Origin of the sequence: Mesorhizobium sp. M0816 (assembly GCF_040320005.1) — a bacterium.
Classification (GTDB): Bacteria; Pseudomonadota; Alphaproteobacteria; order Rhizobiales; family Rhizobiaceae; genus Mesorhizobium.
The window spans coordinates 394,652-410,390 of record NZ_JAMYOT010000002.1 but is presented as its reverse complement, the minus strand read 5'-3'; the positions used below and the strand labels follow the sequence as shown (position 1 = coordinate 410,390).

At 63.0% G+C, this 15,739-nt stretch carries 8 protein-coding genes and 1 tRNA gene; 5 read left to right on the top strand and 4 right to left on the bottom strand.

Going from position 1 to position 15,739, the window contains the following annotated elements:
- Window positions 1-31: 31 nt before the first annotated feature.
- On the bottom strand, window positions 32-394 hold the full coding sequence (locus NKI17_RS04090) for a hypothetical protein (protein ID WP_352568369.1): 363 nt from the start codon (window positions 392-394) through the stop codon (window positions 32-34).
- An 87-nt stretch (window positions 395-481) separates the two neighbouring features.
- Window positions 482-1,840: a 3-phosphoshikimate 1-carboxyvinyltransferase gene (aroA, locus tag NKI17_RS04085; RefSeq protein WP_352568368.1), complete on the bottom strand. Its 1,359-nt coding sequence runs from the start codon at window positions 1,838-1,840 to the stop codon at window positions 482-484.
- A 194-nt stretch (window positions 1,841-2,034) separates the two neighbouring features.
- Between aroA and NKI17_RS04080 the strand changes: the two genes are divergently transcribed.
- The gene (locus tag NKI17_RS04080; protein ID WP_023676282.1) at window positions 2,035-2,424 is read left to right on the top strand and encodes a TIGR02300 family protein; all 390 of its coding nucleotides are present in this window, start codon (window positions 2,035-2,037) and stop codon (window positions 2,422-2,424) included.
- Window positions 2,425-2,587: 163 nt separating this feature from the next.
- Window positions 2,588-2,663 (top strand) — tRNA-Ala (locus NKI17_RS04075).
- Between the two features lie 229 nt (window positions 2,664-2,892).
- On the opposite strand, the gene NKI17_RS04070 is transcribed toward NKI17_RS04075, so the two are convergent.
- On the bottom strand, window positions 2,893-3,438 hold the full coding sequence (locus NKI17_RS04070; RefSeq protein ID WP_352568367.1) for a hypothetical protein: 546 nt from the start codon (window positions 3,436-3,438) through the stop codon (window positions 2,893-2,895).
- A 44-nt stretch (window positions 3,439-3,482) separates the two neighbouring features.
- Between NKI17_RS04070 and NKI17_RS04065 the strand changes: the two genes are divergently transcribed.
- From NKI17_RS04065 to NKI17_RS04055, 3 genes are all read left to right on the top strand, one after another.
- Window positions 3,483-9,194, top strand: a complete 5,712-nt coding sequence (locus tag NKI17_RS04065; protein ID WP_352568563.1) for a HAMP domain-containing protein — start codon at window positions 3,483-3,485, stop codon at window positions 9,192-9,194.
- A gap of 52 nt (window positions 9,195-9,246) precedes the next feature.
- Entirely contained in the window at window positions 9,247-11,313 is a 2,067-nt protein-coding gene (locus tag NKI17_RS04060; protein ID WP_352568366.1) for a PAS domain-containing hybrid sensor histidine kinase/response regulator, read from the top strand.
- A gap of 150 nt (window positions 11,314-11,463) precedes the next feature.
- The gene (locus NKI17_RS04055) at window positions 11,464-12,960 is read left to right on the top strand and encodes a helicase HerA domain-containing protein (RefSeq protein WP_352568365.1); all 1,497 of its coding nucleotides are present in this window, start codon (window positions 11,464-11,466) and stop codon (window positions 12,958-12,960) included.
- Between the two features lie 247 nt (window positions 12,961-13,207).
- Here NKI17_RS04055 and NKI17_RS04050 read toward each other — a convergent pair whose 3' ends face one another.
- Complete coding sequence (locus tag NKI17_RS04050) at window positions 13,208-15,724, bottom strand: adenylate/guanylate cyclase domain-containing protein (protein ID WP_502894419.1); 2,517 nt, start codon at window positions 15,722-15,724, stop codon at window positions 13,208-13,210.
- Window positions 15,725-15,739 lie beyond the last annotated feature (15 nt).

Below are 15,739 nucleotides of genomic sequence, written 5' to 3'. Positions count from 1 at the left end.
TTGCAATATGGCACTATGCGGTTTGAACCCATCAACGCGAAATGGGCCGCGCAAATGCCCTAAGCAGATAGAATACCCATCCCAGCACATGGCTGAAAAAATATACGCTAAGGATCGCATAGCCACCAACTACGATAAATATCGCATTTGAGGGTATGTCGGCTTTGATTAAGTCAAGCACCCAGCCGAAATGCAGGCCGTATGCGCAACCTATCGGTCCACATGAGGACCCTATGCTTGGGATGGTAAGCCCGACCCAAGATGCCCCGATCAAACCGAAGCACACGAGTGAATAGTTCCGTCCATTGATCATCTTGGCGACGGACATCGCCTTTGCGATGGTCAAAACGACACCTGCTACTATCGCCAGTAAAATCGAGGCAAGAATATTCATGGCTCTCCCCAATGCTCGCTTGAGCTTGAAGCGCCAGCCTTAAAGAACAATTGAGTTGATAACCAAATTTGGCGACAATCTGGAGTTTTAGGAAATCTCCGCGCCCAGCCCCTTCATCAGTCCCATGAATTCCGGAAAGCTCGTTGCGATCATCGCCTGATCGTCGATGGTCACCGGTTTTTCCGTTGCCAGCCCCATCACCAGAAAGCTCATGGCGATGCGGTGATCGAGATGGGTCTGGACGATGGTGCCCTGTCCGTTGGGATGCTGGCCGAGGCCCTTGCCGCCGGGTTTTCCGCGCACGACAAGCGAGGCCTCGCCTTCGCTGCAGTCCACGCCGTTGAGCTTCAGCCCTTCGGCCACTGCCGACAGCCGGTCGGATTCCTTCACGCGCAGCTCTTCCAGCCCGAGCATCAGCGTTTCGCCCTCGGCGAAGCTGGCCGCCACGGCAAGCACCGGATACTCGTCGATCATCGTCGGCGCCCGTTCCGGCGGTACGGTGACGCCTTTCAGCTCGGAGTAACGCACACGCAGATCGGCAACATCCTCGCCGCCTTCGTTGCGCGGATCGATTATGTCGATGCGCGCGCCCATTTCCTGCAGCGTCAACAGAAGTCCAGTGCGGGTCGGGTTCATCAGCACGTTTTCGATGGTAATGTCCGAGCCCGGCACGATCAGCGCCGCCACCAGCGGAAAGCCGGCCGAGGAGGGGTCGCCCGGCACCGCGATCGTCTGTCCCGTGAGCTTGCCCTGGCCTTCGATGAAAATATGGCGCACGCCGCGCTCGTCGGTCTCGACCGACAGATTGGCGCCGAACCCCTTGAGCATCTTTTCGGTGTGGTCGCGCGTCATAACCGGCTCGATGACGGTGGTGATGCCCGGCGTGTTCAGCCCAGCCAGCAGCACCGCCGACTTGACCTGCGCCGATGCCATCGGCACGCGGTAGGTGATCGGCGCGGCGTGCTTGGGCCCGTGCAGCGCGATCGGCATGCGGTCGCCGGGCGTCGCCTTCAGCACCTGCACGCCCATCTGGCGGAGCGGTTCGAGCACCCGGCCCATCGGCCGGCCCGACAGCGAGGCGTCGCCGATGAAGGTGGTTTCCATGTCATAGGTGCCGACCAGGCCCATGGTGAGGCGTGAGCCCGTGCCGGCATTGCCGAAATCGAGCGGGCCTACCGGCTGCAGCAGCGCGCCGTTGCCGGTACCGCGGATCACCCACTCAGCGCCATGCTTCTCGATATGGGCGCCCATGGCCTTCATGGCAGCGCCCGTACGCATCACGTCCTCGCCTTCCAGCAGCCCGGTGATGCGGGTTTCGCCGGAGGCCAGGCCACCGAACATGAACGAGCGGTGCGAGATCGACTTGTCGCCCGGCACCCGTGCCGCGCCTGAAAGGCCAGATGATTTGCGGGCGGTGGCCTGCTTCGGGGCGGCAGTGTGCGACATGGTTCTTTCCTGGAAACGCCGGCGGCCGGCCATTTTCTGCTGGTTTGCGGGGTCTCCTATCATGGCGTACCGAAATGGTCATCCCCTTGGTATGAAGGCCTTCGAATTCAAGCTTTTTGGGACGCCGGCTTTTCGCTTTGACAGCGCCGTAAACTCTGGTTAAGGGGACCAAACTTTCATCGACGAGGCTTGCTGTGGCAAAACCCGAACTTGGCACCAAACGCATCGACCCGGAGACGGGTCGAAAATTCTATGACTTGAACAAGGACCCAATCGTCTCGCCTTATACGGGCAAGAGCTATCCGCGCTCCTATTTCGAGGAAGGCAAGATCGCCGCCCTCGAGGAGGAAGAGGAAGTTGCCGAGAAGGAAGTGGACGCCGAGGAGGAAGAGGGCGTCGAGGTTGTCTCGCTCGAAGAGGCGGACGAGGACGCGAAGGCCGACGAGCTTCCCGATCTCGGCGATGACGAAGACGACGTTGACCTTGGCGATGACGAGGATGACACGTTCCTCGCCGACGAGGAGGAAGAAGACGACGACGTTGCCGACATGATCGGCGTCGGCGAAGACGACGACGAAGTCTGAGCGAACCGCATTCGCCGGCTTTCGCGGCGCTGCCTAGAAAAAGCGGTTCTTGAAGGCTTGATATTGACTGAAGGCGGGGTTAGAAGCCGCCTTCACTAACGGCGCGGTCTAGAACCCGCGCCGGATCTCTTCGCCGGAAACGGCGCCGGTGAACTGCCGGAGTGGGGCCATAGCTCAGTTGGGAGAGCGCTTGAATGGCATTCAAGAGGTCGTCGGTTCGATTCCGATTGGCTCCACCAGTTCTCTCCGCGAAAATCAGCAGAACGGCCGCCCGCCCGTCCGGGCTGGCCGCCGCTTATCGCAGAACCTAGCTGAGACTAGTTAATCGGCCGCCCGGCTTGGGCTCGCCGATCCATTCAGAAGTAATGGGCCCGTGCCCGGTCAGTGCATGTTTCTGGCTGTGGTTTGAACCGCGAGCACCGGTCTGGACCAGGCAGCGGGCTGAAATGACGGCTGAGCAAAACTCCGTTACTTGTTGCAGTTCTGCATATCCGACGTCATGGCGCCGCTGGGGGTATTGTTGTCGGTATCGCTGCTCGCCGTATCCTTACAGCGGTCCTCCATACCGTTTGTTTGCGGCGTGGTAGCGTTCGTTGCGTTCGGATCGATCGTGTTCGGGGTAGTTGCGCTGCCGGTCCCGGTGTTGCCGCCGGAAGTGCCTGTGTTGACGCCGGTATTGGGGTCATTACCGGTCCCGGAGCCCATGGATTGTGCCATGGCAGATGTGGCCAGGCCGATAGCAAGTAGGGATGCAGAGAGAATTTTCATCATCTTAGTGTCTCCATCGAGTTGCATCGCTGGATCGCGATCTATACCAACGAGAGTTTTTTCGAGATGTTCCGTTGGGCAGAAATATTGATCGATACAATCATTATGAATCTTTGTTGCTCGTCGTTTCGTGAATGCGGCTGCGAAATTCCTGCCGCATAGCGGCAATTTCGTCTGGAACCAAATCGAGCATGCCGCGTTCTTGCGCTTGCGGGGAGTTGTGTCGGCCGCAGGGGACAGTTTCACCAGGACATTCAAGAAATCCGTGAGCTGGGAGGGGCGCTGTGAGCGTGCTTGCATCCACAAGGCAGTTGGACCACCGTCAAGTACTGAACGCGCTGAAGGCTTTTCGGAGCGGTGATTTCTCCGTTCGTATCGACAATGTCTACGCCGGCCTTGATTCCGAGATCGCCGACACCTTCAACGAAATCGTCGAACTCAACGATCAGGTCACGCGCGAGTTCGAACGCCTCAGCAAGGTCGTCGGCAAGGATGGCCGGATCGGCGAACGCGGCCGTGTCCGCAACGCCACCGGCAGCTGGGAATCGAGCGTCCGTTCTGTCAACGATCTGATCGAGGACATGGTTCAGCCGACGGCCGAAGTGGCGCGCGTCATCGGCGCGGTCGCCAAAGGCGACCTGTCGCAGACGATGATGGTCGAAATCGACGGCCGGCAGCTGCGCGGCGAGTTTCTGCGCATCGGCAAGATCGTCAACACCATGGTCGGGCAACTGGCCTCCTTCGCCTCGGAAGTGACGCGCGTGGCGCGCGAGGTCGGCACCGAAGGCAAGCTCGGCGGCCAGGCCCGCGTGAAAGGTGTGGCCGGGACCTGGAAGGACCTGACCGACAACGTCAACGCGATGGCGACGAACCTGACCGGGCAGGTGCGCAACATCGCCGAGGTGACGACCGCCGTCGCTTCCGGCGACCTGTCGAAGAAGATTACCGTCGACGTGAAAGGCGAAATCCTCGAACTCAAGAACACCATCAACACGATGGTCGACCAGCTGAATTCCTTTGCCTCGGAGGTGACGCGCGTCGCGCGCGAAGTCGGTACAGAAGGCAAGCTCGGCGGCCAGGCGCGCGTCGAAGGTGTCGGCGGCACCTGGAAGGACCTGACCGACAACGTCAACCTGATGGCCGAGAACCTGACCGGCCAGGTGCGCAATATAGCCGAGGTGACGACGGCTGTGGCGCTGGGCGACCTGTCGAAGAAGATCACCGTCGACGTCAAGGGCGAGATCCTCGAGCTGAAATCGACGATCAACACCATGGTCGACCAGCTGAACTCCTTTGCCGGCGAAGTGACGCGTGTCGCCCGCGAGGTCGGCACCGAGGGCAAGCTCGGCGGCCAGGCGCAGGTGCGCGGCGTTGCCGGCACCTGGAAGGACCTGACCGACAACGTCAATTCGATGGCCGAGAACCTGACCGGCCAGGTGCGCAACATCGCCGAGGTGACGACTGCGGTCGCTTCGGGCGACTTGTCGAAGAAGATCACCGTCGCCGTGCAGGGCGAAATCCTCGAGCTCAAGGACACCATCAACACGATGGTCGATCAATTGAACTCCTTCGCCTCCGAAGTGACGCGCGTCGCCCGCGAGGTCGGCACCGAGGGCAAGCTCGGCGGCCAGGCCGAAGTGAAGGGCGTCGGCGGCACCTGGAAGGACCTGACCGACAACGTCAATCTGATGGCCGCCAACCTGACCGGCCAGGTCCGCAACATCGCCGAGGTGACGACCGCCGTCGCCCGCGGCGACCTGTCGAAAAAGATCACCGTCGACGTCAAGGGCGAAATCCTGGAGCTCAAGGACACCGTCAACACGATGGTCGACCAGCTGAACTCCTTCGCCTCCGAAGTGACGCGTGTGGCGCGCGAAGTGGGTTCGGAAGGCAAGCTCGGCGGCCAGGCGCATGTCGAGGGTGTCGGCGGCACCTGGAAGGACCTGACCGACAACGTCAACGCCATGGCCGGCAATCTGACCGTGCAGTTGCGCGACGTCTCCAAGGTGGCGACGGCAATTGCGACCGGCGATTTGACCCAGAAGATCACCGTCGATGCGCTGGGCGAGATCCTGCAGATCAAGGACGTCATCAATACGATGGTCGACCAGCTGAATTCCTTCGCCTCCGAGGTGACGCGCGTGGCGCGCGAGGTCGGTTCGGACGGCAAGCTCGGCGGCCAGGCGCAGGTGCGCGGCGTTGCCGGCACCTGGAAGGACTTGACCGACAATGTCAATGCGATGGCTGCCAACCTGACCGGCCAGGTGCGCAACATCGCCGAGGTGACGACGGCAGTGGCGCTGGGCGACCTGTCGAAGAAGATCACGGTCGATGTGCGCGGCGAGATCCTCGAGCTCAAGGACACTATCAATACGATGGTCGACCAGCTGAATTCCTTCGCCTCCGAGGTGACGCGCGTGGCGCGCGAGGTCGGCACCGAGGGCAAGCTCGGCGGCCAGGCGCAGGTGCGCGGCGTTGCCGGCACCTGGAAGGATCTGACCGACAATGTGAATTCGATGGCCGAGAACCTGACCGGCCAGGTCCGTAACATCGCCGAGGTGACCACCGCTGTGGCGCGCGGCGACCTGTCGAAGAAGATCACCGTCGACGTCAAGGGCGAGATCCTGGAGCTGAAATCGACGATCAACACCATGGTCGACCAGCTGAACTCCTTTGCCGGCGAAGTGACGCGTGTCGCCCGCGAGGTCGGCACCGAGGGCAAGCTCGGCGGCCAGGCGCGGGTCGAGGGCGTCGCCGGTACCTGGAAGGACCTGACCGACAACGTCAACCTGATGGCGACGAACCTGACCAACCAGGTGCGCGGCATCGCCGATGTCGTGACCGCGGTCGCGCAAGGCAATCTCAAGCGCAAGCTGACGGTCGATGCCAAGGGCGAGATCGCCTCGCTCGCCGACACCATCAACGGCATGATCGAGACGCTGGCGACCTTCGCCGACCAGGTGACCAACGTCGCCCGCGAAGTGGGCATCGAAGGCAAGCTCGGCGGCCAGGCCCGGGTGCCCGGCGCTGCCGGCCTTTGGCGCGACCTGACCGACAACGTCAATCAGCTCGCGGCCAACCTGACCACTCAGGTGCGCGCCATCGCCGAGGTGTCGACGGCGGTGACCAAGGGCGATCTGACCCGCTCGATCAGCGTCCAGGCCTCCGGCGAGGTGGCGGCGCTGAAAGACAACATCAACGAGATGATCCGCAATTTGAAGGACCAGACGCTGAAGAATGCCGAGCAGGACTGGCTGAAGACCAATCTCGCCCGCTTCTCGCGCATGCTGCAGGGCGAGCGCGACCTGGCCACGATCTCGCGCCTCATCATGTCCGAACTCGCCCCGCTGGTGAATGCGCAATATGGCGTGTTCTATGTGACCAACCGCGACGAGGATGAATTCTATCTGGAGCTCGCCGCCTCCTATGGCGCCGAAAGCAAGGCGGAAATCAAGCAACGCCTCGATCTGCGTGAAGGGCTTGTCGGGCAGAGTGCCGCCGACAAGCGCGCCATCATGCTGGACAATGTGCCGCCGAATTTCCTGCGCGTTACCTCCGGCCTTGGCAATGCCGCGCCGGCGAACGTGATCATTCTTCCGGCTCTGTTCGAGGACGAGGTGAAGGCCGTCATCGAACTCGCCTCGTTCAGCGAATTCCGCGACACGCACCAGTCGTTCCTCAACCAGCTGATGGAATCCGTCGGCATCGTTCTCAACACCATCGCCGCCACCATGCGCACCGAAGGCCTGCTCAAGCAGTCGCAGCTGCTGACCTCGGAATTGCAGGCGCGTCAGACCGAACTGACCAAGAAGCAGGAGGAGCTGCACGCCACCAATGAGGAGCTGCAGGAAAAGGCGCAGCTGCTCGAGAACGAAAAGAAGCAGGTGGAGAACAAGAACCTGGAAATCGAGATGGCGCGGCGGGCGCTGGAGGAGAAGGCCGAGCAGCTGGCGCTTACCTCGAAATACAAGTCGGAATTCCTCGCCAATATGAGCCACGAACTGCGCACGCCGCTGAACTCGCTGCTCATCCTTTCAAACCTGCTCGCAACCAACCAGCAGGGCAATCTCAACGACAAGCAGGTCGAGTTCGCGCGCACCATCAATTCGGCCGGCACCGACCTTTTGAGCCTCATCAACGACATCCTCGATCTGTCGAAGATCGAATCGGGCACCGTCTCGATCGATATCAACGATATGCCCGTGGTGCATCTTCGCCAGCATATGGAGCGAACCTTCCGGCAGCTGGCGACCGACAAGGGGCTTGGCTTCACCATCAATGTCGACCGCGAGCTTCCGGAAACCGTCCGCACCGACGAGAAGCGGTTGCAGCAAATCGTGCTCAACCTTTTGTCGAACGCGTTCAAGTTCACCTCGCAAGGCGAGGTCCGCTTGAATTTCCGGGCCGAAACGACGGGCCGTCACAACGGCTCGGCGCAACCGATGGAGGCGCTCGCGATCGTGGTCAGCGATACCGGCATCGGTATTCCGCAAGACAAGCAGAAGCTGATTTTCGAGGCCTTCCAGCAGGCCGACGGCACCACCAGCCGCAAATATGGCGGCACCGGGCTTGGGCTCTCGATCAGCCGGGAGATTGCCCGGCTGCTCGGCGGCGAATTGCGGGTCGAGAGCACGCCGGGCAAGGGTTCGACGTTCACTCTGGTCATTCCATTCGACGGACCCCGGATGGCCTTGGCCCCGCAAGCGGCGTTGCTGCCGGCGATGGAGGTGGCCGCGACGACAGCGCAGCCGAGCCCGCCGTCCTCCGAATTGCTCGATGACCGCGACATGATCTCGTCTGAAGATCGGGTCGTGCTGATCGTCGAGGACGACCCGACCTTCGGCGGTTTGCTGCTCGGCCTTGCACGTTCGGCCGGGCTGAAAGGCGTCCTGTCGACCGCGGGCTCCGGCACGCTGGCTTTGGCACGCAAGCTGGTTCCCGACGCGATTACGCTCGATCTCGGACTATCGGATATCGACGGCTGGGTGTTGTTCGATCTGCTTCGCCATGACCCGAAAACCAAGGACATTCCCGTTCATGTCATCTCGGGCGCCGAAGACATCGAGGTGCTTGCCCGCAAGGGTGCATCCAGCATTTCAACCAAGCCCGTATCGTCGGACGAACTGATGAAGGTCTTCCAGGATATTCATTCCAGAAAGCTCCGCGTCCAGAGCCGCGTCCTGATTGCCGATCCCGATCCCGAGCGCCGCCTTTCGCTGATCGAGGCGATCCGCGACGGCGTCACCTCGGTTACGGCGATCGGCCGCGTCGCGGCGAATGCGGACGAAATCGGCATCGCCAACTATGATGCCGTTGTGCTCGGCTTTGGCCGCTCGGCCAAGGACAACGCCCAGATGCTGGATGAGATTGCCGTCCTGTTCGGGCAGTCGGTGTCGCGACTGCTGTTCTTTGCGCCTCATCCGGAAGCGCTGCAACAGTCGCTCGCCTTGCATCCGGCATTGGCGGATGTTCCGCGGGCGGAGAATTTCGCGCAGCTGGCTCTCCTGATGTCGGCAACACTCCCCGGGCGAGGCCACGAAAACGATGGTGCGGCAGCCGAACAGCCGGACAAATTCGACCTCGCCGGCGCAAAGGTCCTCATCGTCGACGACGACATCCGCAACATCTATTCGCTTACTAGCGTTCTCGAGACCTATGACATCCAGGTGCTGCATGCGGAGCGCGGCCGGGAAGGTATCGCGCTTCTGGAGCAGAGCCCGGACATCGATGCGGCACTGATCGATATCATGATGCCGGAAATGGATGGCTACGAGACGATGCGGCAGATCCGCAGCATGCCGGCGATCGCCCATATCCCATTGATCTCGGTCACAGCCAAGGCAATGAAGGGCGACCGGCAGAAGTGCCTCGACGCCGGCGCCTCCGACTACATCGCCAAGCCTGTCGACCTCGATCTGCTGTTGGCATTGCTGCGTGTCTGGATCGGCCGTTCGCGATCCCGTGTCCATGGTCCGGAAAAGACGCTCATGGCAGTGAACTGACGGCCGCTCGATGCAGAAGCTGTCGAGAAACGGAGCAAGGAAGCTGGAGGTCATGGCGCCGGCAGCGGGGCCGGCAAAGGCGCGCATCCTGGCCGTGGATGACGACGAGCGCAATCTGCTGGCGATCGGCGAGGTTCTGGCCCCTATCGGTGAAGTCGTCTGCGTGCAGTCGGGCGAAGAGGCGTTGCGCGCACTGCTGAAGGAGGATTTCGCAGTCATCCTGCTGGACGTGCTGATGCCCCGGCTGGATGGCTACGAGACCGCGGGATTGATCCGCCAGCGCGAGCAATCCAGGCGAACGCCGATAATTTTTCTCACCGCCATCAACAAGGAAGACGCGCACATGCTGCGCGGCTACGACGCCGGCGCGGTGGATTACGTGTTCAAGCCTTTCGACCCGGCCATGCTGCGTTCCAAGGTTGCCGTGTTCGTCGAACTTCATGAGAAGACGCTCGAAATCCAGCAAAAGGCGGCTGCCGAGCAACGGCTGCTGGCCCAGGCACTGCAGGCGCAGAAGGAAAAGCTCGAGGCCGAGCGGGCGCTGCGCAGCGCACAGGAGCGGCAGCATGCCATTTTGAGCTCTCTTCCGGTCTGCTTCCACGCAAGGGCGGCGGAGCCGCCGTTCGGCGCCAGCTTTGTCACCGAAGGGGTCGAACGCCTGACCGGCTTTCCTGCGGAACGGCTGACCGCCGATCCAGGCTTCGGCCTGAGCCGCGTTCATCCCGACGATCTGCCGAGAGTGAGGGAGGTCCTGCTCGCAGCCAAGGCCACCGGCTCCTACACCTGCGAATTCCGCTGGCAATGCGCCGACGGCAATTACCGGATTTTTCTCGACCAGGGCGTCCTGTCGAATGGCTCCGACGGCCGGAACCCCGAGATCCTCGGCACATTGCTGGACGTTACCGAGCGGCGCGAGCTTGAGGACCAGCTGCTGCAGTCGCAGCGCCTCGACGCGATCGGCAAGCTTACCGGCGGCCTGGCGCATGATTTCAACAATCTGCTTGCCGCAATTCTCAGCGGATTGGGATTGCTCGAGCGCCATGCCGAGTTCGACGGACAGACCAGGCAGGTTCTGGAACTGACACGCCGGTCGGCAAAACAAGGCGCCGAGCTCGTCAACCGCATGCTTGCCTTCTCGCGCCGCCAGACGCTGCGGCCGCAGGCCGTGCGCCTCGCCGCGCTCGGCGATACAATGAACGGGTTGGTGGCCCCGGTCCTGGGCGGCCTGATCCGTTTCGATTGGCTTGTCGACGACACTGTGTGGCCGGCGCATGTCGATGCCAGCCAGCTGGAGCTCGCGCTGATGAACCTGGTCTTCAACGCGCGCGATGCCATGCCGTCCGGCGGCACGATAATCGTGGAGGCGCAAAATCGAACGCTAGGCAGTGCAGCCGAGGATATTTCGGCGGGCGACTATGTCGTGGTCACGGTCAAGGACACGGGGTCGGGCATACCGGCTGACATTCTCGCCAAGGTCGTAGAACCGTTCTTCACCACAAAACCGGTCGGCAAAGGCACTGGCCTCGGTCTGAGCACGGTGCATGGTTTCGTCAAGCAATCGGGCGGCACGCTTCGCATTGAAAGCACCGTCGGCAGTGGAACATCCGTCCAGCTCTGGCTGCCGCGTTCAATCGAGCGCCCGGTGGAAATCGCCGAGAAGTCCGATGCCGACGACAGCGTCGGGAATGCCGGCGAGGACTATCCATCGGTCCTGCTGATCGACGACAGCAATGTACTACGGGAACTGACGGCGCAATCGCTTCGCCAACACGGCTTTGCGGTTACCTGTGCCGGGGGCGGTGCCGAAGCGCTGGCGATGATCGAGCGGGCGCCGTACGATTTCGATGTCATCGTCACCGATTTTGCCATGCCGCTCGTCTCGGGCCTGGAGGTCATTCGGTTCGCCCGGAATCTGCGGTCCGATTGGCCGGCGGTGATGATAACGGGATATGCCGATGCCGACGCGATCGCCGACCGGCCCCCCGACGTGCCGCTGCTCGGCAAACCGCTGCGCGAAAAGGACCTGATGGAGAGCATTCTTGCGGCGGCCGCGCGCGCCGGCTCGCAGAAAGCCAGGCAGGCCCAGCCGGTGAAAGGCGGGTACCGGTTTTCGACCTGAAGAGACAAGCCTTATCGAATCGAAACGGTACGTTCCGTATCCTCGATCGTCCGCGACATCCAGCCTGTGCGCAACACGGAGCGCCGGCCATGGCGCGCTCGACGGGCTGTGATGCGGTTGATAAGCCCTCTCCGCAAGGAGAGTCGAGACATGACCGTTGCGATCGAGATGGGCCAGACGAGCGCAGGCGCCCCGGCGGCGCTGGATCTTGAGGAACTGCTGGCGACGCGGCTTCTGGTGCAGGGCAATTCGGGCTCCGGCAAGTCCCACCTGCTGCGCCGGCTCTTGGAGCAGAGCGCGCCCTGGGTGCAGCAGACCATCATCGACCCCGAAGGCGACTTCGTGACGCTGGGCGACCGTTTTGGCCATCTGGTGATCGACGCCGAGGAGCATACCGAGCGCGGCCTGCAGAGCGCCGGCGAGCGGGCGCGCATCCACCGCGTCTCCACGGTGCTCAATCTCGAGGGGCTCGACGCCGAGAACCAGATGCGGCGCGCCGCCGCCTTCCTCGGCGGGCTTTTCGAGGTCGCCCGCGACCACTGGTACCCGATGCTGGTGGTGGTGGACGAGGCGCAGCTGTTCGCGCCGGCCGTCGCCGGCGAGGTTTCGGACGAGGCGCGCAAGCTCTCGCTCGGCGCCATGACCAATCTGATGTGCCGTGGCCGCAAACGCGGGCTGGCCGGGATCATCGCCACCCAGCGGCTGGCCAAGCTTGCCAAGAACGTCGCCGCCGAGGCTTCCAATTTCCTCATGGGCCGGACTTTTCTCGATATCGACATGGCGCGCGCCGCCGACCTTCTCGGCATGGAGCGGCGCCAGGCCGAGGCCTTTCGCGACCTCGAGCGCGGGCAATTCATGGCGCTCGGCCCGGCGCTGTCGCGCCGTCCGCTCGGCTTGCGCATCGGCCCGACAGATACAAGCCCGCGCAACGCGACCCCGCGCCTGATGCCGCTGCCGGAATCGGCGTTGGAGGATGCCCGTGCGATCATCCTGGCGGCCCCGCCGCCGGAAACCGTCCGGCCGCAGCGCCGCTCGTCGCCGGATCTACTCGATCAGCTGATGGCGGCGAAGTCGGCGGCGCTGGAAATCCGCCCGGAAGCAGCGGAGGCGCAAATCAGCGCCGAGGATTTGGCGGAGCGGCGCGAGCGCGTCGACCGGGTGCTGCGCGCCGTGCTGGCGCAACCCGATGCCGGCTTCCGGGTCATCGGCGTGCTTTATCAGGAGTTCGTGGTCCGCTGCCGCATCGAGGGCCTCGCCTCGGTCGTGCCGGACCTGCCCGAGTTCCGCCGCATGCTGACCCGCGCCCGCGCCGGCCTCGGCTCCGACATGGCGGGCGACGACGCCTGGCAGGACGTCTCGGCGCGCGCCTCGCTGCTGCCCGAGGACATGCAAGGCGTGTTCATGATGATCGCTCGCGCCGCCAAGGAGGGCTGGCCCTGCCCGAGCGACGCGGCAATCGCCCGCGCCTACGGCTCGCACTCGCTGCGCCGCGCCCGGCGCCTGCTGACCTATATCGAGGAGCAGGGGCTGATCGTATGCCAGCTCGACGGAGCCGGCCGGCGGACGGTGACGCTGGTGGAGCTCGCCTGGGCAACGGCACCGGGGGATCCCAATGCGGAGGAGGCGGAGCAGGGGAGTTTGGTGTGATGGGGGGACGAACTCACACTGAGAAAGCACCGCTCATCAGGCAGGGGCTAAGTCTGTTTTGCGCCATATCCGGACCTTGCCAGTGATGCCGTGAATGTTAAGTCTCGGCTCCGATGCGGACGTTCCGCCCGAGTTCGAAGACTGACCGCGACCGTTCTGCGGCCTTCGCATCGATAGCGCCAATGAGCGGCGTCCCACATCCCACTCCTTGTGTCCATTGGGAGGGGTCGTTGTGGACCAAGCCCTACTACCCAGGCTTGTGACGAAGCCGATCCAGCGCGTCTCGAAGTGCATTGGCGGCATCGCCACGCTCGTCAGGGGACATCAGCTCCGGTTCAAGTTCCAACCTGAAGTGCGGCAGCTCGGTTCGAACAGCACGACGAGCGGCCGCCAGATTGGCCTTCAGATCGATGACGCGGTAGGTGGCGACGGGATAGGCGATCCCCTTGACCTGGACTTGCCCCAGTTCCTCACAGTCGATTGCGTCCTTCACTTGCGCAAACGTCTCGTAGGAAATGAGGATGGCCCCCGGCGGCGCCTCCTGCTCCAGGCGCGAGGCGAGATTCACGGCGCCGCCGATTATCGTGTAGTCCATCCGGTCCTCGCTGCCGAAGTTACCGACGGTGCAGTAGTCGGTATGGATGCCGATGCGACAGCGCAGCGGTGTTTCGATCCCCATGTCCCGCCAGACTTCGGCAAGCTCGCTAATCCGCTTTTGCATTGCAAGTGCCATCTGCGCGCAAGCCAGCGCGTCCTCCTTGACGCCGCGAGTCTCGGGATCGCCGAAAAACATCAGGATCGCGTCGCCGACATATTTGTCGATCGTCGCGCCGTGATCCGAAGCAATTTTCGACATTTCCGTCAGATAGTGATTGAGGAGTTGGGTGAGATCCTCGGATTCCATTTTGTCAGTGGTCTCGGTAAAGCCGGCGATATCGGAGAAGCATATTGTCAGTTTCTTCCGCTGGCTGGCGATCCTGACCTCCTGGCGGCCGGTGAATATCGAGCGATACACCTGGGGCGCCAGATACTTCGCCAGCTTGCTGGAAAGCGCCTCCAGAACCACGGATTTCTCGGCGAGGTTCTCCTCCCTTTGCTTCAGCTCAGTGATGTCCGAATAGACGGCGACCGTGCCGCCGGCGCTGATCCGCCGCTCGCTGACCATGACCCATCGCCCGTCGCCTCGCCTCTGCACCCAAGGTTCGCCAGGGTTGCGGTGCCGCGAGAGGCGCTCGGCGACCCACTCCTCGACCCGCCCCTCGGCGTCCCTGATGTAGCCGCGCTCAGCGGATCGGCGAATGATTTGCTCGAATGTCGTGCCGGGCGTCAGTTCGGTCTCCAGACCGGTGTAGAGCAATTCGCGGTAGCGGCTGTTGCTGAGGACGAGCCGGTCCTCCCAGTCGTACAGAGCGAATCCTTCGGAGATGCTTTCGATGGCATCGATGAGCCGCTGACGAGCTTCCGCAACGTCGCGCAGGTTCTTTTCCTCGACCTCGACAGCAGTATCCCGGAAGAGTCTCAGCGCTTCGGCCATGCGCCCGATTTCGTCGCTGCCCGCGGCTGGCAGCGGCGCACGAAGATTGCCCCCCGCAATCGCGAGCATGCCTTGGCTCACGGCCCCCAGTCGGGCGAGGAGGCTGCGGTCGACATAGAGCCAGACAACCAGAACCGAACTCAGGAGGCTGAGAAAGGCGGAGCCGAGTACAACCGCGGTGCCGTAGCGCTGGACGAGCGCGGCTTCGCGACCGGACGCAGCGATCTCCTGATCTGCCGTGGCGACCAGGCGATCGACGCCAGCGGTGAGATTGCGCGACAGTCGATTGTTCTCGGCCAGAAGCCTTTCGCCCTGTGCCAGGACAGCAAACTCGTCCTCCCGCACCTTGGGGATGCTGTCCTCGCCGTCGGTCAAACCCCTGAACTCGTCAACACGCTGCCGGAAGCGGGTCCGCAGCTTTTCGTCGATCTCCGTGGAAACCTTTTCAAGAGCAGTGAGCGAACGGCGTAGCGGAAAAAGGATCAACGCCAGGTCGCCCGGCGTCGGCGCGTTCGCGACCTTCACCAGCGCGTCGTTGACCGCCGAGATCTCCAGCTGCGCCTTCTGCTGGGGAATGTAAGCCGCAATCGCCTGGACCAGGTCGGCCATCGCCGCTGCGCGTCGATCGGGCGACAGCGACGTGTCGGCCGCGACCGCCCGCCATTGCGGGAGCCTGGAATCCATTACTAGGATGCCGGTGGCCACAAGGCGCTGGCTTCCGGTCGTCGTCGCGGCGAGGCGGTTCAGGAGCTCCTCCTTGCGGGCGACCACGTCGAGCCGGGCGACAACAAGAGAGTCGAGCTCCTTCAGGTTGCGCCTCAGAACAATCGCGGCTTCCTCGATCTCGGCCAAAGGCACTGTGCCCAACGTGGCATCCCGGAGGTCCGTGCGCAGGGCCTCGAGGCGGGACATCTCGAGCGCGACGGCAGCCGAGACCTCGCTGTGCTGAGCCCTGCTTGTCGCTGCCAGCACCGATGGCGCGGCAGCAGCGACCCGTTCGGCCTGGCGCGACAGCTGGAGGGAGGCGAGCGCCGACGGCACTCGATCCGTGGTAATTCGGTCCACGACGTCGCCAACCTGGAGGAAGGCATAAAGCGCCGCAGCGGTTGCCAGCACCGCAAGGGCGCTGATCCCGAAAAAGGCGAGCAACAGCCGGCCGCGTATGCCGAGGCGTTCAAGCTCGGCGAGTCGGAACAGTCCGGCCACACTGGTCTGCATCAGACTAGACATCTCAGCCGGCACGCC